This is a genomic window from Spiroplasma endosymbiont of Notiophilus biguttatus (assembly GCF_964030985.1).
GTDB lineage: Bacteria > Bacillota_I > Bacilli_A > Mycoplasmatales > VBWQ01 > Spiroplasma_E > Spiroplasma_E ixodetis_A.
The window spans coordinates 875,919-897,119 of record NZ_OZ034993.1 but is presented as its reverse complement, the minus strand read 5'-3'; the positions used below and the strand labels follow the sequence as shown (position 1 = coordinate 897,119).

Annotated in this window: 22 protein-coding genes; 4 read left to right on the top strand and 18 right to left on the bottom strand. The window is 23.9% G+C overall.

Features of this window, described 5'->3' with window-relative positions; all coding sequences use genetic code 4:
- Positions 1 to 68: 68 nt before the first annotated feature.
- From AAHM85_RS05380 to ychF, 9 genes are all read right to left on the bottom strand, one after another.
- On the bottom strand, positions 69 to 1,160 hold the full coding sequence (locus AAHM85_RS05380) for a hypothetical protein (RefSeq protein ID WP_342261292.1): 1,092 nt from the start codon (positions 1,158 to 1,160) through the stop codon (positions 69 to 71).
- A gap of 31 nt (positions 1,161 to 1,191) precedes the next feature.
- Positions 1,192 to 2,385: an HD domain-containing protein gene (locus tag AAHM85_RS05375; RefSeq protein WP_342261291.1), complete on the bottom strand. Its 1,194-nt coding sequence runs from the start codon at positions 2,383 to 2,385 to the stop codon at positions 1,192 to 1,194.
- Between the two features lie 217 nt (positions 2,386 to 2,602).
- Positions 2,603 to 3,286, bottom strand: a complete 684-nt coding sequence (locus AAHM85_RS05370) for an IS1595 family transposase (RefSeq protein ID WP_342261290.1) — start codon at positions 3,284 to 3,286, stop codon at positions 2,603 to 2,605.
- Positions 3,276 to 3,434 (bottom strand): hypothetical protein, encoded by a 159-nt coding sequence (locus AAHM85_RS05365; protein WP_342261289.1) that lies wholly within the window; start codon positions 3,432 to 3,434, stop codon positions 3,276 to 3,278. Before AAHM85_RS05365 ends, AAHM85_RS05370 begins: the two co-directional genes overlap by 11 nt.
- A gap of 86 nt (positions 3,435 to 3,520) precedes the next feature.
- Complete coding sequence (gene gltX, locus AAHM85_RS05360) at positions 3,521 to 4,966, bottom strand: glutamate--tRNA ligase (protein ID WP_342261288.1); 1,446 nt, start codon at positions 4,964 to 4,966, stop codon at positions 3,521 to 3,523.
- 80 nt (positions 4,967 to 5,046) lie between these two features.
- Positions 5,047 to 5,790: a hypothetical protein gene (locus AAHM85_RS05355; RefSeq protein ID WP_342261287.1), complete on the bottom strand. Its 744-nt coding sequence runs from the start codon at positions 5,788 to 5,790 to the stop codon at positions 5,047 to 5,049.
- 18 nt (positions 5,791 to 5,808) lie between these two features.
- On the bottom strand, positions 5,809 to 6,468 hold the full coding sequence (locus tag AAHM85_RS05350) for a hypothetical protein (protein ID WP_342261286.1): 660 nt from the start codon (positions 6,466 to 6,468) through the stop codon (positions 5,809 to 5,811).
- A 14-nt stretch (positions 6,469 to 6,482) separates the two neighbouring features.
- Positions 6,483 to 6,986, bottom strand: a complete 504-nt coding sequence (locus tag AAHM85_RS05345) for a hypothetical protein (protein ID WP_342261285.1) — start codon at positions 6,984 to 6,986, stop codon at positions 6,483 to 6,485.
- 84 nt (positions 6,987 to 7,070) lie between these two features.
- Complete coding sequence (gene ychF, locus AAHM85_RS05340; protein ID WP_342261284.1) at positions 7,071 to 8,168, bottom strand: redox-regulated ATPase YchF; 1,098 nt, start codon at positions 8,166 to 8,168, stop codon at positions 7,071 to 7,073.
- 227 nt (positions 8,169 to 8,395) lie between these two features.
- Between ychF and AAHM85_RS05335 the strand changes: the two genes are divergently transcribed.
- Genes AAHM85_RS05335 through AAHM85_RS05325 form a run of 3 tightly spaced genes read left to right on the top strand, consistent with a single transcriptional unit; the run spans position 8,396 to position 10,371 of the window.
- Positions 8,396 to 9,196 carry a transposase gene (locus tag AAHM85_RS05335; protein ID WP_342261283.1) on the top strand — a complete coding sequence of 267 codons (801 nt, stop codon included), beginning with the start codon at positions 8,396 to 8,398 and terminating at the stop codon, positions 9,194 to 9,196.
- Positions 9,180 to 9,677, top strand: a complete 498-nt coding sequence (locus tag AAHM85_RS05330) for an IS3 family transposase (protein ID WP_342261282.1) — start codon at positions 9,180 to 9,182, stop codon at positions 9,675 to 9,677. The genes AAHM85_RS05335 and AAHM85_RS05330 overlap by 17 nt, the downstream gene beginning before the upstream one ends.
- Positions 9,640 to 10,371: an IS1595 family transposase gene (locus tag AAHM85_RS05325; RefSeq protein WP_342261281.1), complete on the top strand. Its 732-nt coding sequence runs from the start codon at positions 9,640 to 9,642 to the stop codon at positions 10,369 to 10,371. The genes AAHM85_RS05330 and AAHM85_RS05325 overlap by 38 nt, the downstream gene beginning before the upstream one ends.
- 757 nt (positions 10,372 to 11,128) lie before the next feature.
- Here the strand turns inward: AAHM85_RS05325 and AAHM85_RS05320 are convergent.
- The 3 genes from AAHM85_RS05320 to rsmG form a co-directional block, all read right to left on the bottom strand.
- A complete protein-coding gene (locus tag AAHM85_RS05320; RefSeq protein ID WP_342261280.1) occupies positions 11,129 to 12,016 on the bottom strand; it encodes a ParB/RepB/Spo0J family partition protein in 888 nt (295 codons plus the stop codon).
- Positions 12,009 to 12,773, bottom strand: a complete 765-nt coding sequence (locus tag AAHM85_RS05315; protein ID WP_174480209.1) for a ParA family protein — start codon at positions 12,771 to 12,773, stop codon at positions 12,009 to 12,011. Before AAHM85_RS05315 ends, AAHM85_RS05320 begins: the two co-directional genes overlap by 8 nt.
- 78 nt (positions 12,774 to 12,851) lie before the next feature.
- Complete coding sequence (rsmG, locus tag AAHM85_RS05310) at positions 12,852 to 13,547, bottom strand: 16S rRNA (guanine(527)-N(7))-methyltransferase RsmG (RefSeq protein ID WP_342261279.1); 696 nt, start codon at positions 13,545 to 13,547, stop codon at positions 12,852 to 12,854.
- Positions 13,548 to 14,240: 693 nt separating this feature from the next.
- On the opposite strand from rsmG, the gene AAHM85_RS05305 reads away from it, so the two are divergent.
- Positions 14,241 to 14,459 (top strand): hypothetical protein, encoded by a 219-nt coding sequence (locus AAHM85_RS05305; RefSeq protein WP_342261278.1) that lies wholly within the window; start codon positions 14,241 to 14,243, stop codon positions 14,457 to 14,459.
- Here the strand turns inward: AAHM85_RS05305 and AAHM85_RS05300 are convergent.
- The 6 genes from AAHM85_RS05300 to AAHM85_RS05275 all read right to left on the bottom strand — a co-directional run bounded on the left by AAHM85_RS05300 (position 14,445) and on the right by AAHM85_RS05275 (position 21,118).
- Positions 14,445 to 15,234 (bottom strand): IS5 family transposase gene (locus tag AAHM85_RS05300; protein ID WP_425289717.1). Its coding sequence is split into 2 segments (ribosomal slippage): positions 14,445 to 14,972 and positions 14,974 to 15,234, totalling 789 coding nucleotides; the frame shifts between segments, so codons are not numbered across the junction. The two genes, AAHM85_RS05305 and AAHM85_RS05300, sit on opposite strands and share 15 nt — an antisense overlap.
- A 44-nt stretch (positions 15,235 to 15,278) precedes the next feature.
- The gene (locus tag AAHM85_RS05295) at positions 15,279 to 15,749 is read right to left on the bottom strand and encodes a hypothetical protein (protein WP_342261276.1); all 471 of its coding nucleotides are present in this window, start codon (positions 15,747 to 15,749) and stop codon (positions 15,279 to 15,281) included.
- A 434-nt stretch (positions 15,750 to 16,183) separates the two neighbouring features.
- The gene (locus AAHM85_RS05290) at positions 16,184 to 17,098 is read right to left on the bottom strand and encodes an ABC transporter permease subunit (RefSeq protein ID WP_342261275.1); all 915 of its coding nucleotides are present in this window, start codon (positions 17,096 to 17,098) and stop codon (positions 16,184 to 16,186) included.
- Between the two features lie 2 nt (positions 17,099 to 17,100).
- Positions 17,101 to 18,303: an ABC transporter permease gene (locus AAHM85_RS05285; RefSeq protein ID WP_342261274.1), complete on the bottom strand. Its 1,203-nt coding sequence runs from the start codon at positions 18,301 to 18,303 to the stop codon at positions 17,101 to 17,103.
- A gap of 95 nt (positions 18,304 to 18,398) precedes the next feature.
- Positions 18,399 to 20,000 (bottom strand): ATP-binding cassette domain-containing protein, encoded by a 1,602-nt coding sequence (locus AAHM85_RS05280; RefSeq protein WP_342261273.1) that lies wholly within the window; start codon positions 19,998 to 20,000, stop codon positions 18,399 to 18,401.
- Positions 20,001 to 20,002: 2 nt separating this feature from the next.
- Positions 20,003 to 21,118, bottom strand: a complete 1,116-nt coding sequence (locus AAHM85_RS05275; RefSeq protein ID WP_342261272.1) for a hypothetical protein — start codon at positions 21,116 to 21,118, stop codon at positions 20,003 to 20,005.
- Positions 21,119 to 21,201 lie beyond the last annotated feature (83 nt).

Sequence of the window (21,201 nt, the reverse complement as noted above, 5' to 3'; positions counted from 1 at the left end):
CAATATCTAAAATATTATACTCATAAATTTAATTTATATCATATAAAAAAATAAAAATAAATACTTTTTTATAAAAGTTGCTCAATTGTATTATTAACATACTGTATAAAACCAATTCTAATTAAAAATTCCAAAATAGCAACATCATTGTAATTTAAATCAATTAATTCTTGATAGTTACCAAAAATTTGATTATCAAGCACATTTCTTAATTTATCATTAATTTTTTTTGGATCATCCTCGATATTAATTCCTGAAACTTTAACTAATTCCGAATCAATTTTTTTTTGCATTTTAACTTTAGTATTATCATCTTTATATAATTCTATTAATTTTAAATATAATTCTTGTAATAAACTTAAAGCTTTGACAAAATTACTTAATAATTCTTGCTCATTAATTATATATGAATTTAAATTATGAAAATAATTATGATTTATTTCAGCTTCATATCTTGCTGCTTGACCACCAGGATTAATTTGTTCAAAATAACGTAAACGTTCTCTTAAATTTAATAATATTTTACTCATTTCTTCATTTTCAACTCTTGTAGTACTAATTAATTTAATTAATCGTATTAAATTATGAAAATTAAATTTTTTCTTACTAGCCGAAGGTTCAACTTGAATATATTTTCTTAAACAATGCTTTAGTTTTAATTCTAACGATTGATATACTGAAAAAAGAGTAATATGAAAATTATCATATCCAATACCTTTTTTAATATTTAAAATAGCGTTAACTGCATACATATTAGCGCGATCATTATCATTACCCAAAACATTAGTTAAATGCAAAGTTCTTGGAAACTTATTAATCATTATAAGTAATGTTTCATTAAATTTAAGTTTTAACGTATTATCTTTAAATTTAATTTGATTTATTTTAACTGATTTTAAATCATTATATTCATTACCTATTATAAGATAGGCAAAAATAGAAAAATAAACAATTACTTTTTCTTTAAAGTTTATTCAAGTAAAATTTAAAGTTTTAATAGCATTTTCAATCTTTTCTTTATTAATTAATACACCCAATATCACTATTACTTCTTGCGTTGCTAAATGATATTCATGTGAATTTAAGTAAAAATCTCCTGGCGTTAAATCTAAAATATTTGGATAGTCAAAAACTTTATTAATTGATTTTAAAATTTTCATAATTACCTCGTTTTATAATACTTTTAAATTTCTATTTCTTTTTTAAAAAATAAATTGTATTTGCTGCTTTAATTGGATCTTGCAAAATTTGTGAAATTTTTTCTAAAGTAATATACTCTTCGTTTTTTGTTTTAATAATAATTGGATCTTTTTTAAAATAATAAAGTACATTTTTTAAATCTTGTTTAACACCAATAACATTAGTGCTATTTTGACTTGTTAATAATAACAATTCACTTTCTCAGTTAAAACAAAATAAAATTACTTTTGATATTTTTACTAACTCATTATCTTTTTCAAAATTAATAATATCTTGCATTAACTTAATTAAAGTAGCATCTGTTCAATTTAAATATGTTTGTATTTCAACACTTTTTCCCTCAAAAATAGCAATAAAATCATGAATATTGACTTTAAATGAATAAGTTTTATCAAAATATAATTCAGTTATTCTTGAAAATAATTTTTGTAAATAAAGATCAAAAAGGATTCCACTTTTATGATAATAAACTTGAGAATACATATGGAACCTTGTGATTAAATAATTTTCAATAGCAGAAATTGCCTTGTATGAAAAAACTAAACCCTCTTTAATATCAATTATCATATTCGTAATAATTCAATCAATATCAATACTTCCATAACCAACTCCTGTAAAATATCCATCACGCATTAAATAATCAATACGATCGCAATCTAATTGCGATGATACCAATTGAATTTGATATTTAGGATAATTTTTATAATCCTTCTTAAGGATACCAATAATAGCATTAATATTAATATTAAATTGTTTTAAAATCATGTTAATTTCAGTACTATTATCATTAATAATAGCACAAGTATAATCTTCATGAGTAAAATTTTCTTTTTTATTAACATTAAGATTTATGATTTTTTCAAAAGTGTGTGAAAAAGGACCGTGTCCTAAATCATGTAATAAACCAGCAATTTTAATGTTTGTTTTTTCTTCTTTATTAAGTAAAGAAGAACCTTCAACCTCACTAAGGACACGATTTAATATATGATAAACACCGATACTATGAACATATCTAGTATGAGTCGCATTAGGAAAAGCAATTTGCACCCCACCAAGTTGATTAATTCATCTTAATCTTTGAAATTCTTTACAAGATATTAACGCCTGAATAACGGGTTCGCTGATATTAATATTTTTGTGTATAGCGTCACGAATAAAAGTTACTTTATAATTATTGCTTGACATAAGTTTTAACCTCTCATTAATATCTTATAAATTTTAGGTATTATTAATTTTATTTTAATAGTAACATAATATTAAATTTTTCTGCTATTTTATTAATTATTTTAAGTAAAAAGAACAATTTAATAATTTTTATCGCTTTTCTCCCTTTATGTACTATTTTTTAATTTTATCACATAAATGCTGAGAAAAGCGTATCTACGGACTTCTCCCCACATTTTTAAATTAAACACAACATTACAATTTCAAAACTAGGTATCTTGTTGAATTTATATGCAACTTCTTTGGCATATAAATAAACATGATGTTTTGCAACTTTGATATGTATTTTAAATGTTCTTCTTATATGTTTTCAAACTGATTCAATTTGATTGGTATTTACACCAGTTTTTGAAACATAACCATCTTGATGGTTAACTGTTTTATGTTTTGCGAAAACCAATTTGAAATCGCAATATTCTTTTCAATCATCAGTATATACATGACATTTTGAAGAAATGTGGCTTCTTGCAAAATTCAAAAGACTTTTACTCTTTGCATTTTTCAATACTTTCACAATTAAATTATTAGTTGTTTTTTCATAAATACCAACAATCAATGTTTTATTTTTCAAGGATCTTCCTTGTTTTTTAAAAGCCATATGTGAAAGATACATTTCATCAATTTGCACTGTGCCTTCAAGAATAAATTGAGGTTCTTGTTTTGCAATACGTGTTCTAATTTTATGACCCATTCTCCATGCTGTTTTTAAGGTCACTCCCAATTCTTTTGAAACATCAGTTGACGGAATTCCATATTTGGTGTTTATTCATCTAAAGATGAGGTAAAATCATGATCTTAAAGATGTTTGTGACCTTGAAAATATGGTACCCGTGCGAATACTAAATGTTTGATTACATTTCAAACATCTTATTCTTTTTAAATCAGAAGTTCAAATTAAAACTAGAACACCTAATACATTTGTTTTCTTTCAAATTTTCTATATATGCAAGACATTGCTGTTCAGTTTGAAAAGCATTGTTGAACTCATTCAGTTTCATTGTTCCCTTCACAAGTAAATGTGGGGAGAAGTCCGATTTTTATTTATAATAAAATCAAATATTATATTTTCTATATGAGTAATAATAATTATTTTTGTTTAATATTTAAAATTTAATTTTACATTGTTAATAATGGTATCATAACCTAATAATTTAATGGTGCTAACTAAATCAGGTCCATGCATTTGTCCTGTCGTAATAATTCTAATTGGCATAAATAATAATTTACCATTAACATTAGTCTCTTTTTTAACTTCATTAATAATCTTTTTAAGATTATCACTAGTTCAATTTTTACAATCAATAATCTTTTTAATAAATGTTGTACAAACTAAGTTACATTCATTATCATTCAAAAAAGTCTTTGCTTCTATATCTACCTTAAAATTATTTTTAAAAAATAAACTTACCAATTCATTAATTTGACTACCATATTCTAACTGTGATTGATAAATTAATAATACTTCTTTTCATCATTCAATAGTTTTGCTATTTCAATTATATTTTTCTTTAATAAAAGGTGTTACTAAAACTAAGTATTGGTCCACATTTAATCTTTTAATATAATAATTATTCATTCACACTAATTTTTCTGAATCAAACATACTTGGTGCTTTACTTAAATATTTTGGGGTAAATAATTTAATTAATTGTTCTTTAGTATAAATTTCTTTTTCTTCATGCGAACTTCATCCTAATAAAGCAATAAAATTAAAAATTGCTTCTGGTAAATAGCCTTCTTTACGATATTGATGAATAAATTGGATAATGCTACCATCACGCTTTGATAATTTTTTACGTTTATTATTAACAATTAATGTTAAGTGGGCAAAAATTGGCATTTTCCAATTAAAATATTCATAAATAACTAATTGTTTTGGTGTATTTGATAAATGTTCTTCACCACGAAAAACATGACTTATTTCCATTAAATGATCATCAATAACAACAGCAAAATTATAAGTAGCCACTCCATTTGATTTAATAATAATGTAATCTCCTAAGTCTACTGAATTAAATTCAACATTACCACGAACTAAATCTTTAATTTTATAACTTTTATTAGTGGGAATTTTAACTCTAATAGCATATGAAATTTTATTTTGTAAATTTTCTTCAATTACAGACTGCTCTAATTTTGAACATGTTCTATCATACTGGAAAGCTAAAATATTTTTATCTGCTTGTTTCTTACGCATTTCTTCTAGATATTGAGGTGTACAAAAACAATAATATGCTTTTTTTTCTTTTATTAGTATTAATGCATGTTGAATATATATATTTAAACGTTCAGTTTGTTTATAAGGAGCATATTTACCTGGTAAATCAATAGTTTCATCAGGAATTATTCCCATTCAACGTAAATTATCTAATTGTGAACTAATTCCAACTTCAATATTACGTTCTAAATCAGTATCTTCAATTCTAACTATAAAATCTCCTTTGTTATTTTTTGCAAATAAATAATTAAATAATGCTGTTCTAGCACCACCAATATGTAAATACCCAGTAGGACTAGGTGCATATCGTACACGAATTTTCATATTTTCACCATCTTTATTAAATTTAAGATTTTTTAATATTATTAACTTTTTTTCTATTTTATTAGTCTTATTTTTAGAATTTAATTTTTTTTATTATTTTTAGAGGATTTCAGTGCTTTTTTACGATTAGTTTTTGATTGTAATTTTTCATTTACTTCTTCATCAAGAAAAATTGTAATAGTCTGTGTATCATTTGGATCAAATTCATTAGAACTTGGTAGTGGTTGTTTTAATTCTGGTTCAAAATCAATTGCTGCTTCAATGCGTTGACGATAAAAGTGATATGTTTGAACATTAATTAAATTTAATTTAAGTAATAAAATAACTGCTGCAACAAGTAATGCAAAACATAACCCAAAAATTGATCAAACAATTGTTGAAGAAACTCAATGTCGATAATAAAAGCTTGGTACTTCAATTGTTCCTCCTCTATTAGGTATTATTTGTGCACTGTCATTACTTCATTCACAATAAAGCAATTGACCAGAAAAACTTATCAAAAATCCAACAACAAAAATTATAAAGTTTACAACTAAAAATACAAATTTAAAACGAGGAGATTTTTCAAGAAAAACTCTTGCCGTAAAAATACAACTAATCAAACCGAAATTGCTTACAACTAAACCTATTACTGGTAAATAATAAATTGCAGTATAACTTGAAGGATTAAAACTTGGTGAAGGTTCTGCAATTTCAAAACCATAATAATATAAATCTTTTAAAGCTGTATTTTTTGACAAAGCAATTAAAAAAAATAATTCATAAATAATAAATGTGCTTAATAATAAATAAAAACTAATAAACCACCAATTACGAATTCTCATAAATCTGTCCCCCCCTTTTTATTTAATATTCAAAGTTTTTTTACTAAATCCTTTTTCTTGTTTTCTAATTTTTTTTAATTCTTGTTTTCTAATTCGTCTTTGTTTTTTTTCCATACTTCTAGTAGTATAAATTTCATAATCTGAATTCATAAATGTAAATTTTCTACGCATAATTCAAAAAAATAGTTGTGTAATCAAAATTAAAAAAAGACTAAAAACAATAAATATTCTTGCAATAATTGGATTAATTCAATGATAATTTTCATTATATAATATTCCAGATTGTGAAATATAAGTTAATTGTACTTCTGAACTTAACATTACACTAAGAATTAATAATCAAAAAGCAGTATAAAACATTCTACTGCTATACTTTGAAGATACAATACTTACTCTAGGAGCAAATATTAATAAAACCATACTTATGGTAATTGCAATTAAACAAAAAATTGGTGCATAAAATAAATTCAAAATATGATAATTAAAATCAGTAAGTTCTACGTTATATAATTTATATTTTGATACATTAATAGCAGCAAATAATGAAAAAATAAAAACTGATAAAAAAAGAACTATCGATATTCCCAAATAAACAAAATATGCATTTTTAGTCTTTTGTTCATATGGAATAAAACCTGTTTTTTTGTTTTTAATATTATCTAAATCTTTGATTTTCATTATTTTCACCTACTTTATTTTTCATTAGGTAATTCTTCAACTACTAAAATTAAAATAATCGCTGCTATTACTTCACATATTCATACAATTAATGATATTAATGAAAAAAATAGTAATACTGGTATTGATCAAAAAACTAGACTACCGCTTAATATTAATGTTGATAATATTAATGTTGAAATAGCAGTAATTCTAAATGAAGATTTCTTTTTAAGTTTCTTTGCTGGTATCATAAAGCAAATAATACTGACTAAAATTGCAATTCCAACATATGATAATGATAAAGCTAATTGCAGTTTACTAAATTCAAATCCCATTTTTTGCCCAACAAATGCATTAACTATTAATAGTATTAAAAAAGCAATACTACCAATAATTTGCACAATTGGTGATCAAAAAAGTAAAGCTCTTGAAACTTTTATTTTATTAAAAACATCAAACTTTTTAGTTTTTTTATTTGGAACATAATTGTTTTCTTGAATGTCAGAATCAGGATTTTGTAAATTACTTTTTAACATAATAAATTTTCCTTTCTTGCTAGTATATTTTCAAATTAATTATAACAAAACTATAACCTTTTTATAATTAATATTATCTTAAAACTAAACATTAAAAAGGAAATGACAAATATCACCATCTTCAACTATATAATTTTTACCTTCAACTCTCATTTTTCCCTTTTCCTGAACATTTTTTTCACTACCCAATAATTCTATATCTTGATAATTATAAACTTTAAGTCTAATAAAACCTTTCATGAAGTCTGTATGAATGATACCAGCACACTCTGGTGCTTTCATTCCTTTAATAAAAGTTCAAGCATGAACTTCTTTGGGTCCAACAGTAAAATAAGTACCTAAATTTAATAGTTTATAAGTTGCTAATACAATTTGATCAATTCCTGATTCAAAAATATTTAACTCTTTAAACATTTCTTTTTTTTCTTCTGCTTCTAATTCAGAAAGTTCACATTCTGTCTTAGCACACACAACAATTACAGTAATATTTTTTTTGCTCATATATTGTTGTAATTGTTCAACATATTTATTGGTTTTAGTAATTAAATCTTTTTCATTAATATTAGCAATAACAATTATTGGTTTAGCAGTTAAAAAATTATAAGGTTTAATCATTAGTAATTCTTCTGAACTTAACTTTTGATTACGAATAGCAATACCATTGTTTAATTCATTATTAATTTTCTCTAATAAAGCAACTTCAGCAATACCTTGTTTATCTCTAGTTATTTGTGATTTTTTACGGACTTTTTCTTTTCGTTTACTTATTACTTCTTGATCAGCTAACATTAATTCCAATTCAATAATTTCAAAATCATTAATTGGATCAATTTTATTTTGAACATGACTAACATTAGTATCATCAAAACAACGAATAACTTCACATATTGCATCAACTGTTCTAATGTTGGCAAGAAATTGATTACCTAATCCTTCACCTTTACTAGCGCCTTTGACAAGTCCAGCAATATCATGTAATTCTAAAATGGTTGGTACAACTTTTTGTGGATTAAAGATTTTTATTAAATTTAAAATTCTTGAATCATTGACTGGAACGCTACCAATATTTGGTTTTATAGTAGCAAAAGGATAATTTTCAATTAATACTTGTGAATTGGTAATGGCTTTAAATAATGTTGATTTACCTACATTAGGTAAACCAACGATACCAGCAGTTAACATATAATATACACCTGTTTCTTTTACTTATATGATTACATCGTATCATATAAATTATAAAGAAAAATATAAAATTAATTATCAATTAAGAAAAATTTAATTTTGAAGTTGATTTGAATGCTAATGGTACAGTATTTGCTAAATTATTACGGCATCAGTCACTTAAGTTTACCAATTAATATTTTCAATCTGTAATATAATTAAAAATAATTAATACAGAAGGAGAAATTATGAATTATAAAGTTTATTCAAAAGAAACAAAATTAGCCGTTGTTAATGAGTATTTAGTTGATAAAAAACTAAAAATACATGAAATTCAAGTCAAATATAAATTATCAACTCCAGTATTAATTTATAATTGGGTTAACCAATATCAAATTAAAGGTGAAAATGCATTCACCAAAATTTCTAAATCCCAAACTTCTCACAGGATCGATAAGAAAGATATTGAAATTAAACTATTAAACAAAGAAATTGATAAACTTAGAAAACAAGCTTTAAAAGATGAGGTTGAAAAAGAACTTTTAAAGGAGCAATTAGCCTGTGAAAAGAAATTAACAAGGGGAAAAAATAGTAAATTATTAAAATATAAGTGTTTTTTAATAGTAGAAAAATATAAGCAAAAAGGTCATCAATTAAATAAAATTATTGTTTACATAGCTATTAGCAAAACAGCATACTATTTATGAGTAAAAAAAGGTAAAAAGCAATATCAATCAAAAATTAATGATAATTTGATACAAGCAATAAACAAAATAGTTCTCATTAAAAATGAAAAAAAGTACATTAATATCACTAGTTTTGAAAAAGTAAGATTAGAGTTAAAAATAAAAAATAAAGGTCTTAAATGCAGTAAAACAAGCATAAAACAAATATTAAAAGATAATAATATTAAATTATTATTAGAACCTAAATCAACAAATAGAGTAGTAGAAAATAGTGATTTAAAAAATAATAAAGATTTATTAAAACGTAATTTTTCAAGTAATAACTTTCTTGAAAAAGTTGGTATGGATGGGCACATGATTTAAAAATATAATTATTGGTGATAAAAAAACAAAATTATTAGTTGTTTTTGCTACTGATATGTACAGTAATTCAATTGTTGGCTGAAAAATAAACAAAAGTGAAAATGCCAAAACTGTGTTAAATGTGGTTAATCAAATAGAATTAGCGAGTGCTAAACAATGTAATTTTACGACTATTCAATCAGATTTAGGTTCTGCTAATACAAGCGAAATTGTTAGTAAAGTTTTTAATACAAGTACTAATCTAATTCACTCAAAAAGTCTATCAGGTTTTAAAGGTAATCAAGTTAGTGAATGTTTAAATCGTTGAATTAAAAGAGATTTTAAAATGATGTTTGGTAGCACTTTTGAAAGTATGGAAAGTTTTAATAAAATATTAGAAAAATTTATTAGATATTGAAACAATGATAGAATAGTTATTAGATTGAAAATGCCTCCAAATCAATTTGTACAGATTTGAAGACAAGAAAGTAAACTTATCTAACCAATGCCGATGAAATAACAAACCAAAATGTCTTTTTTGTTTTAGTGAAAAAGTTAACTCTGTTTTAAAAGAGTGGCGTTATAAATGCAAAAAATGTCATAAGTCTTTTAGTGTAACTGCTCAAACTATTTTTCATCATACACGTGTACCACTTCAAAAGTGATTTATTTTAATAGTATTAATGGCTAATGCTAAAAAAAGTTTATCATCATCTCAAGCTTCAAGAGACTTAAATTTACGTTTAGCAACTGTATGAAAAATGATGCATAAAATTAGAAAGGCAATGGCTAATGATGAGATTAAATTATTAGCAAAAATATTAGAGATGGATGAAACATATGTGGGTGGAAAACCGCGTAAATATAATGATGTTGATAATAAAAATAACTCATTACGTGGTAGAGGAACTAGTAAAGAGTGTGTTGTTGGCATTATTGAACGAAATGGTAATGTTAAATTATTTCATGCAAAAAATAAAAGTATTAAATCTGAAGATTTAATGAAAATAGTTAAAGAAAATGTTGATATTAACAATTCTATTCTTTTTACTGATGAATATCGTGGATATTATAAAATGAATAAAATTTTACCACATGAACAAGTTAATCACAAAAAATATTTTTCTTATAATGGTATTCATACAAATACAATAGAAAGTTTTTGAGCAATATTAAAAAGAGGTTTTATCGGCTAATTTCATTGAGTTTCAAAAAAATGACTCCAAACTTATTTAAATGAATTTTGTTTTAAATATAATAACCGTAAAGAAAAAATCACATTTAAAAATATCATAATTAAATTATTTATTAAGAATTAAGTGTTAACCAATAAGCGTAAAATTCCGTTCATTTTTTCATTAAACAAATCAGTTAAATCCAATACATTGTCTTCAGAAATTTGTTCTTTTTCTAATCAATTATTAATTTTTTGATTAAATAATTTAGTTAAAATTACTACATCTTCTTCAAAAATTTTTCTTTTTTTTAAACAAAGAATTAATCATTTTTACTCAATCAATTTCATCTTTATATTTTCTAAAATAATACGTTTAAATAACGTATTCTTATCTTTTTCTGGCATATTTAATTTTCCTTTCAATGTTAAAATAAATTATTTTAAATAACATTATAACATCAAATATAATGATAAAAACTTTTACAATAGTAAATAATTATAAATAAGTAAGACTTAAAAAATAAATATAACTTTTAGGAGAAAAATATGAAAAAGAAACTTTTAACTTATCCTCATGATATATCAAAAAAGTTATTAATCATACTAGGTATAAGTAAAATTGCAATTGGTTTCTCTATCTTATTTGTTTTTATTACAAACTTAATTATCTATACTAATTCAGGATTAATATTTCCTTTTAGAGAAATATCATAAAATAAATTTACAAGATAAAAAATGAGTATAAATACTTTAAAACATTTATACTCATTTTAAATTTATATTAATTTTAAAAATTCTAAAATTCGATTTAATTCTTTGTGATTACTATAATTAATTATTAATTGTTTTTTATTGATTTTTACTTTAGTATCTAAAGTTCTTGATAAAGTATTTTCTAATGCTACTAAATGAAGGTCTGATTTTTTATTAACATTTTGTTTTTGATTTAAACTTAATTGTTGCATCTTAATAACATCTTCAACCTTACGAACACTTCATTGTTCACTATATGTCCTTTTAGCAATAGTTACAATTAAATTAAGATTAGTACCTAAACTTAATAATGGTTTAACATGACCCATTGTTAATTCATTGCGTTGAAGCATTTGTAAAATCTCTACTGGCAATTGTAGAATTCGTAAAGTATTAGTAATGTGACTACGTGATTTATTAACTTTTTGTGAGAGTTGTTCTTGAGTTCATTTCATTTTACTAATTAAAGTTTGATAGGCTTGTGCTTCTTCAAAAGCATTCAAATCAACACGTTGAATATTTTCAATCAAAGCAAATTCCATTAATTGTTGATCTGTTACTTCAATAGTTACTGCAGGTATTTCTGTTAGACCTACTAATTTTGCAGCTTTAGTTCTACGTTCACCAGCAACTAATTGAAAAACACCATCTGTTATCGTTTTTTTAACAATAATTGGTTGAATTAAACCGTGAATTTTAATTGAATCACTTAGTTCTTTAATTTCTTGTTCATTAAATACTACACGTGGTTGATATGGATTAGGAATAATTTTAGCAAGAGAAATAGTTTGTGAAAAAGTTTTAGCAATTTCTGGTGAACTTTCAATGTTAGTTATTAAATCATTTAAACCCTCACCAAAAATTGATGCTAAGCCTTTAGCAGAAATACGATTTTTTTTATCATTAGACATTATTTAACACCTCATTCACTAAACTTTGATAAGCAATAGCACCACTGCAACGTGGTCGATAACTAAAAATATTTTTACCATGACTTGGTGCTTCACTTAGAGTTACATTTCTTGGAATATAATTTTTATAAACTTTTTCTCTAAAATTTTTTTGAATTTCTTTGATAACTTCAACAGAAGAAGTCGTTCTAATATTAACCATAGTTAATAAAATGCCTTCAATCTCTAAATTGGGATTAAATAATTGTTGTACTAAACGAATAGTAGATAATAATTGTACTAAACCACCTAATGCATAAAACTCAGCTTGTAACGGAATAATAACTGAATTAGCTGAAGCTAAAGCATTACGATTAACTAATCCTAAACTAGGTGGACAGTCAATAATAATAAAATCATATACTTCCTTTACGGGTTCTAATTTTTCTAATAAAATATTTCTTTTATTACGAGATTGCTCTAATAAAAATATTTCGGCTCCCGCCAAAGAAATGGTCGATGGTAATAGATCTACTCCTTGACAAACTTCGGTTTTAATTACTTTTTCTAAGGGAACATCATGTACTAGAACATCATATATATCTTGTTCAACTTTATCAGCAGCAAAACCCATTGAAATAGTAGCACTACCTTGTGGATCTAAATCAATAAGTAACACTTTTTTATTTTTTATACCTAAACCTGCAGCAAGATTAGTAGCAGTAGTTGTTTTTCCAACTCCACCTTTTTGATTAGCAATTGCAATAATTTTGCCCATAATAATTACCTTTCTAAATTAATAGACTAATATTTTATCCTACTAATTAAGTTTAACACTAATTTTAATTAATATTATTTACAAAGGTTTACTTTTAATTTGTTGATAAGGTCTTGGATATTTTAAAGCACATAATTTATATTTTTGAAATTGAAGGATTGTTCTTTGACCATAGTTATTTGGTAATTGAACAGTAAATTGATTAATTAACTTTGCACCCATTGTGTTAATACTATTTTGTGCCAATGCAAGTTCTTCTTCAACTTTAAGACCCTTATAAGCAATAAATAATCCTTCAACTTTAACTAGCGCTAAACATAATTCACTTAAAATATTTAGCGGTGCTAATGCTCTTGCTGTTACAATATCAAATGTTTCGCGATATTGATGAGCAAATGTTTCTGCTCTTTGATTAATTATATAAACGTTTTCTAAGTTTAGTTCAGTAATTACTGTTTTTAGAAATTGACATTTTTTTGTATTAGATTCAATAATAGTTAATTGTAATTTGGGAAAACAAATTTTTAAAATTATTCCTGGTATACCAGCACCACTACCAAGATCACAAATATTTTGATCCTCCAAAATGATATTATTACTAATTAAAAGAGCATCATAGAAATGTTTATAATAAACTTCTACTTCTTCAATGATCGTTGTTAAGTTATATTTTTTATTTTCAGCAATTAAAATTTTATAATACTGACTTAATTGTTGTTCCATTATTGGGGTTAAAGTTAAATTAGTTAAACCTATAGCTCAATCTTTATTCATTGCTTACTCCTAAATCAATCATTTAATAAAATACTTTATTTAAAGTAGACTATAAATATAATGCTTTAAATAATTAAATTATATTTAAATATAATGTTTTTTAGTATATGTTTGAAATTTTATCACATAACTACTATCCTTCAAAATTTAATGTTATTTTTAATTAATTATTAATTAAATAATTTAAAATGTTTAAAATATCATTTTCGTTGTATTTTCTTTAAACTCAAATATAATTGACACATATAATAAGAATTATTAAAAAATTATAAAAGTTTTTTAACTCATTGCTTAATTTAAAGTAAATGAGTTTTTATTTTTTAATTTATATCATTGAAAGGAAAAATAAAAAAATGAAAATTTTACTTAATTTTTCAAACAAACTAACAAAATCTATTAATAATAGTTCATTAAACTTAACCAGTATACAAATTAACAATTGAACAAATCCTATCCAAGAATATAAAAATAAACTTGAACAAATATATCAAAATTTTCTAAAATCACAAGAATTATCAAAGGCTTTATTTAATAAATCAATAAATATATATATAAACCACATTTCATAAATAGAATGAAAAGAGAAATACTATTTATTAAACTAAATGAAGAAAAAAAGATATAAATCTACAAAATATAAATAAATTGACTACACATGAAATTGAAATACTCACAAAAAAAGAAGTACAAAGATTGACAACTGAAGAAATAGTAATTTTAACACCAAGACAAATACAAGCATTTACAGAATGACAAATTACTTGATTCACGATTGAACAAATTCAATCATTGACAAAAAAACAAATAGAATCATTTACTACTTTACAAATCACTTGATTTACCAAAAAACAAATATCATGATTTACAAATTTACAAATAACTTGACTTAGAACCTGTTTAGAATCTTTTTAATAAAATTGAAATAAAGGAAAGAACAACCATTTGTAAACTACTATTTAATTTTCTTTCACAATTTTTTCATAATCTTCTACATTTTTCTAATCAATCAAAACTTCGCTCTACAACTCATCTTTTTGGTAATACTACAAAAGAATGTAATTCATTACGTTTTACAACTTCAACATTCGCATTTATAATTGTTTTGATTGCAGAAGCAAATTTTTCACCAGTATAACCAGCATCTACTATTATTTTTTGAACTGTAGAAAGATTTTCTTTTTCATTTTGAATCATTATTATAGCACTATTACGATCTGTTTTTTCTGGTGAAGTTACGTAAATTGCATGTTGTAAACCTTGAGAATCAACAGCAATATGACGTTTTATTCCTGAAATCTTTTTACCAGTATCATAACCTTTGTTTTTAGTAGTATCTGTATTTTTAACACTTTGTGAATCAATTATACAAAAACTGGTTTTTTCTTTTCGATGATTATTGATACGAACTTTTCTAACTAATTTTTTTTAAAATTAATTGTCATATGCTAGGTTCTTTACCATTATTTTTACTTCAAATTTGAAAATAATAATATACAGTTTGTCATTTTGGAAAATTTTTTGGTAACATCCTTCATTGACAACCACTTTTTAATACATATAAAACTGCACAAAATACTTCATATAAATCTAAATTTCTTGGTTTTGTTTTCTTTTTGACATTTTCTAAAATTAATCTTATGTTCTCAAATTGTTCTTTAGTGACATGACTTGGATAATTTTTATGCATACATACCTCTTATTTTAAAATATATAGTAATTTTACCTTATTCTCTAAAAGATTCTAAACAGGTTCTTAGAATGTTTATTTCTATAATAACAAGCACGACATACAATATTTTCAGTTTGTAATATACTATTCAACTTATCTAATCCTACTGATCTAATATCATTTACTGAAAAATCTAAATCTTGTGACTGTTCATAGTCTTTAACGGTACTTAATTCACTCTTTAAAGAGTGAATATAATTTAAAGCACAACTATTATATCTTTGTAAATAAGACTTAGGAAATCATAAACTAAAAGTCATAGTTTCATCACTAAAACTAGGTGGTAATCCACCACGTTTAATTATTTTCTTAGTTTGTCTTTTAGATAAAACAACTTTATTATAATCATCAGTATTAGTATAAATATTCAATTTAAATTTAACTAAAAATAACAAAATACGCATTCTTTTAACTTGAACAATATACTCTACTCTTTCTGGTATTCTATCGGGGTGTTGTTCAATCATATACATAATTCCATTAAATTATGACCTATTAACTTATAAAACATTCCTAAACTTTCTTCTGTTTCTTTAAATTCAGATGACAAATCATTAATCTAAAACAACCATATCACACTCTTTAAAAGTATAATTACTATTTAATTAATTAAATTTAAAAACATTATCATAAGAACAATGATAACTATATTCATTACGTACCTTAATAGGAATAGGGCACTACTCCCCTTATGTTTTTGGGCTAAACAGTAAGCGAGAACAGATTTACCAGTACGTGGTTGGTGCTAAAATAATATAACTACCTAAATGTTGTAATATCTTTATATTTTTATAGTTATTATTTAATATATTATCACAAAAAATAAAAACTGAATTTATTAAAAACATTTAAAATATTATTTTTATTAAACTTAATAAAGGATTTAAAACATTGCTAGCATATAATTTTATTGTCATTTTCTACCTGTTTTAACATAAGGTTGCGCTCAACTTTTTACTAACTCTGTATTAGGACGAAAAATCATTAATGAAACTAATGCTATTAAATATGGAAACATGCCTCATAATCAACTTGGAATATTATTACTAATAACTATAAATGTTTGTGAAGCATTAATATACTGATATAAAAAAGAAAAAATAAAACAAATAATAGAAGTTAAAAAAAATCTACTGTGTGCCATCATTCATAAAGCAATTGCCAAAAATCCAATACCAGCAAAATTATTACTATAAATAAAAGTACTTGGAAGCACATAAACAAATAAAGCACCGGAAAAACAAGCTAAGGAACTAGAAAATAGCGAAATATAAAATCGAGAACGACGAACATGAATATAATTTAAAGCTACTGCCGTTGGATTCTCACCAATTCCTCTAATGTATAATCCAAGTTTAGTTAAAAATAAAATAGCTGCAAAAATATAAATTGCTAAAAAGGTTACCAAAATTGCAATTCAAGAAAATTGATAAATATAAATACTTGATAATGAATAATTTATTTCTCCAGTAAATGTTAATGGTAAAATTACTGCTAATCCATAACCAAAGTAATTAATAACCATTGATACTAAAAATTGATTTGCTCTAAACAATAAGGTTGCTAAACTATGAATTAAACCAAATACAATTCCGATGATAATAGTAATAAAAAATGCCAAAATTGCAACTCCACCACCAAAATTATTTTTTAATTGTGAAATAATTATACAATATGTGGCAGCACCAGTACACATAATACCATCAAAACCAAAATTAACAATTCCTGATCTAGTATTTAAAATTCCACCTGTACATAACAATAATAATGGACAAGCAAATAATAATGTATTAACTAAAATTGTTGAAAATGAGAGAATCATAATTATTTTTTTCTCCTTTTCTTTTTAAATATTTTATCTTTTTTTAAAAATTTTGAAGATTTTAATTCAATATTAACAATTTTAACTTTTTGTTGTTCTTCCTCAATTATTTCTTTTTTTCGTATTAACTTCTTTTTTACTCTTATTAAATATTCTTTAATAGCAACAGAATGAGTTAAGTAATGTCAAATAAAAGGGTAAATACCAATAATGTAAATTGTTATTGATAATATTATTATTGCAATTTCTGGATTTTTCAAATACATAAAAGCATTATTTTCAATAGGACTAATAAATAAACTCATAAAAAATGATGAAAATAAAATAACTCCTGGTGTATATCCAGCTAAGGCAGCTACTACTATCCCATAAAATCCTTCTTGAATTGGAGCAGAAAGCGAAGGTAAATTATTATTAACTCCTAAAAAATAAAGATAACCAGCAATTCCTGCTATCGCTCCTGAAATTGGTAAAATTATCAAACCTTGATATTGGGGATTTAATCTGGCATATTTTGCAGCAACAGGGTTTTTAGCAATTGCATTTAATTTAAAACCAAGAGTGCGATTATTAAAAATAATAATTGCGATTAATAAGACAATAATAGCAATAATAATACCAGCAGAAAATAAATTACTAATACTAAAAGGTCCACTAATTAATGAAAATCTAAGATTAGTAATTTGTGTTGGAATTTTTAAGTTATGATAAGCATTACTAGTTATTAAACCTTTATATCCTTCTCAAGCAATAAAATTAAACAAAATAGTGCTAATAATTTCATGAATTTTAAAATAAGTTTTTAAAATTGCAATAATTAAACCCGCTAAACCACCAATTAAAACTGCAATTAATAAAAGAAAAGGAGTAATTAATTGACTATAACCACCGCTTTTATAAATAGCTACTGCCAATACATATGTTACCATAGCACTAAATAACATTTGACCAGTAACTCCAAAGTTGTAAATACGATACTTAAAAGTAATAGCTACTGCTAATCCTGTTAATATTAATACACTATATGTTTCAATTAAATTACTAAAACTTACCAAACTAGTTAAAGGATTAATAAAAATAGTTTTCCAAAATGATAATGGATTAACTTGTAAACATAACATTAATAAACTAACAAAAAATAGAGTTATTAATAATAATAGTGCACCCACTAATCAAAAATTTCATTTTTTAATATTTTCCAGCATTTTTTAACCCAACCTTGATTTAATATTTTCCATTTTTTTATTAATTCAACTAGTAATTTTGACAAATGGTCTTTTCAAATAATTAATTGTTTTAATTATTTTTTCTTTTTCAAACTTCACTTTGTTTGTGGTAATTGGTACATTTTATCAGTTTTAATAATTATTTCATTTGTAATAGGATAATCATTCCATAGTGCTGGATTGTTCATTATTTCAACTTTAACATTTTTATTTTCCAATTTACAAACAAATTGTTTGTGATAAATAACTGCTACTCGTTGACACAATAATTGTAATAAGTACGGATCAGTATCAATAATTAAAATACTTGAACCACTTTCGCGTAACTCTATTATCTTTTTAATAATTAATAATGAAGAATTTTCATCTAAATCAGAAAATGGATTAGATAAAATTAATAATTGTGGTTGCTCTTCAATACTTCTTGCTAATACAAATTTCTGCATTTCTCCTTTTGATAATTTATTAATTTTAATAAAAATATTATTATCATTAAATATTTGATATTTTTTAATAATTTCTCGTACTTTTTTATTAACAACGGGTATTTTGACAACTCCGGATTTAGTTACATATTTTTCTTTATTATAATTTCAAAAGGTAAAATTTTCAAATAAAGTTGCATCGGGAATTATAGCAGTATTACTATAATGTCCAGATATTCAATCAATTCCTAAATTACTAATTTCTTGCGGTTTAAAATAAGTTACTTCTTGTTCTTGAAAAAAAATGCGTCCTGTTTGCGTTTTAATCATCCGTACTATACTTTCAAGTAAAACCTCGCTATAAAGGTTTTCATAATCATAAATACCATATATTTCACCAGGACGAATTGCAAATTCAATATTATGAAAATTTGAAATATTAGGTTTATTCAAAGAAAGATTATCAATATAAAGCATTGGTACTGAATTTATCGATTTTGGCTTTTTATAATTAAAAATCTTACCTCAATAATTAGTTATAAACAATTTAGTATTTTCTTCTAATTTTATTACTTTTGTTTTACCAATATTTAAGTTTTCAATTCAAGATACTCGGTTAGCAACCATCTTAGCAAATTCTTCATCTCTAGTTGTAAAAAGAACTGTTATTTCTTCATTACGAAATGTTTTAAAAATCATTCAAAACTCTACTTTTTGACTATCAGATAAACCAACAGTTGGTTCATCTAACAACAATATTTTAGGTTCTTTGAATAAAGCACGAAGCAAAGATAATTTTTTTAATTCTTCAATCGCAAGTGTTGATACTCTCTTATTTAAATTAAGTTTAATTTTATATTTTTCCATTAAATTATTAATTTTAAATTCAGCTTCTTTTCAATTAGGAAAAATTTTGGCAATAGTTGGTTCATTACCAAGTATAATATTTTGTTTAACAGTAAGATTGTCTAAGAAAAAATCATCTTGACCAGCATAAGCCATTCTAAAATAAAGCATTTCACTAGGATCACGAGGAAAATAACATCCTTTTCTTAAACTATTAATAACAATTTTTCCTTTAGAAGGTTGTTCAAAACCAGCAAGCATTTTAATTAACGTTGATTTACCAACACTATTATTACCAACAATGGCATGAATTTCTTGTGTTATTTCTAAATTAACATTTTCAAATATAATACGAGTATCATAATATTTACTAATTTTTTGTAACTTCAATATTGTTTTTTCCATAATTATATATCTCCATACTGATTAGTAAAATCAATGTCATTAACACCATAAGTTTTAATTTTACTTTCTGAAGCACTAGGTACAATTTTAAAATCAGGATTAATTTCTTCTTTAAATGTCTCATCAAGAATTTCTAAACTAGGCATAAAACCAAAAGCTAAATAATTAATATCATCATAAACATAATCATTATTATTAATATTAGATCCAACAAAACTAATGGTTTTACTATAAGTTGGACGTGAAGATATTAACCTAGCAGTATAAGCAATAATACTGTTATATCAATAATTAGTATTAATAATAAAATTAACACCATGTGCTTCATATAATGATTGGACAATCTGACCAACACCCGCAACACTGTCAGCACTATAAATATTACTTGTTACAAAACTATCATGAGGATTAGCATAAATAATTTTATATGTAATTTTTGGATTATCAACACCATTAATTACCTCAGCAAATTGATTCAAAATAGTTTGATCATAATCAATGCCAATATTATTAATAATACCAATTCTAACTATCAATTTACCGTTGTCATCAACATCAAAATTATATTTTTTATTTATTATTCCATTCTGAACATTATCAACAAAGTGTTCTGCGATTTTACTGCCATAATTTAAGAGGCTACTAGTTACGTTATCACTGTTATATCTAATATCATAAATATTATTATTCACTTTAACAGTATCAGCAATAATATTATTAAAAAAATAAAATTTAACATTCTGAAATTGTTGTAACACTCTAATTAAGTTTTTAGTAGAATAACTACTAATTTTACTGTGATGTGGAATATACTTTTGAAAACTAGGATTTAAAATATAAACTTTTTTGATATTATATGTAGATAAAAAGTTTCTCAACATTAATGCATAATAATTATCATCTTGAGAACTAAACAATGTTACTACATGATCTTTACCATAAAAAATTTGTAACTTTTGATAAACAAGTCGGTCATAAATGTTTTGATTTTGTGCTTGTTGATAACTTGTTATTAATAAAACTGTTGGTTGTAAATTCCAAGTACAAGCATAAATACTACTACTAATAGTAGTTATTGTTGGCAAAATTATAGTGAATAATAGAAAACCTCGAAACATAAAAACCACCTACTAATAATACTTATTTATAATTATACAAGAAATCTTAGTTTAATATCAAACAATCAATTTATTGCAAATTA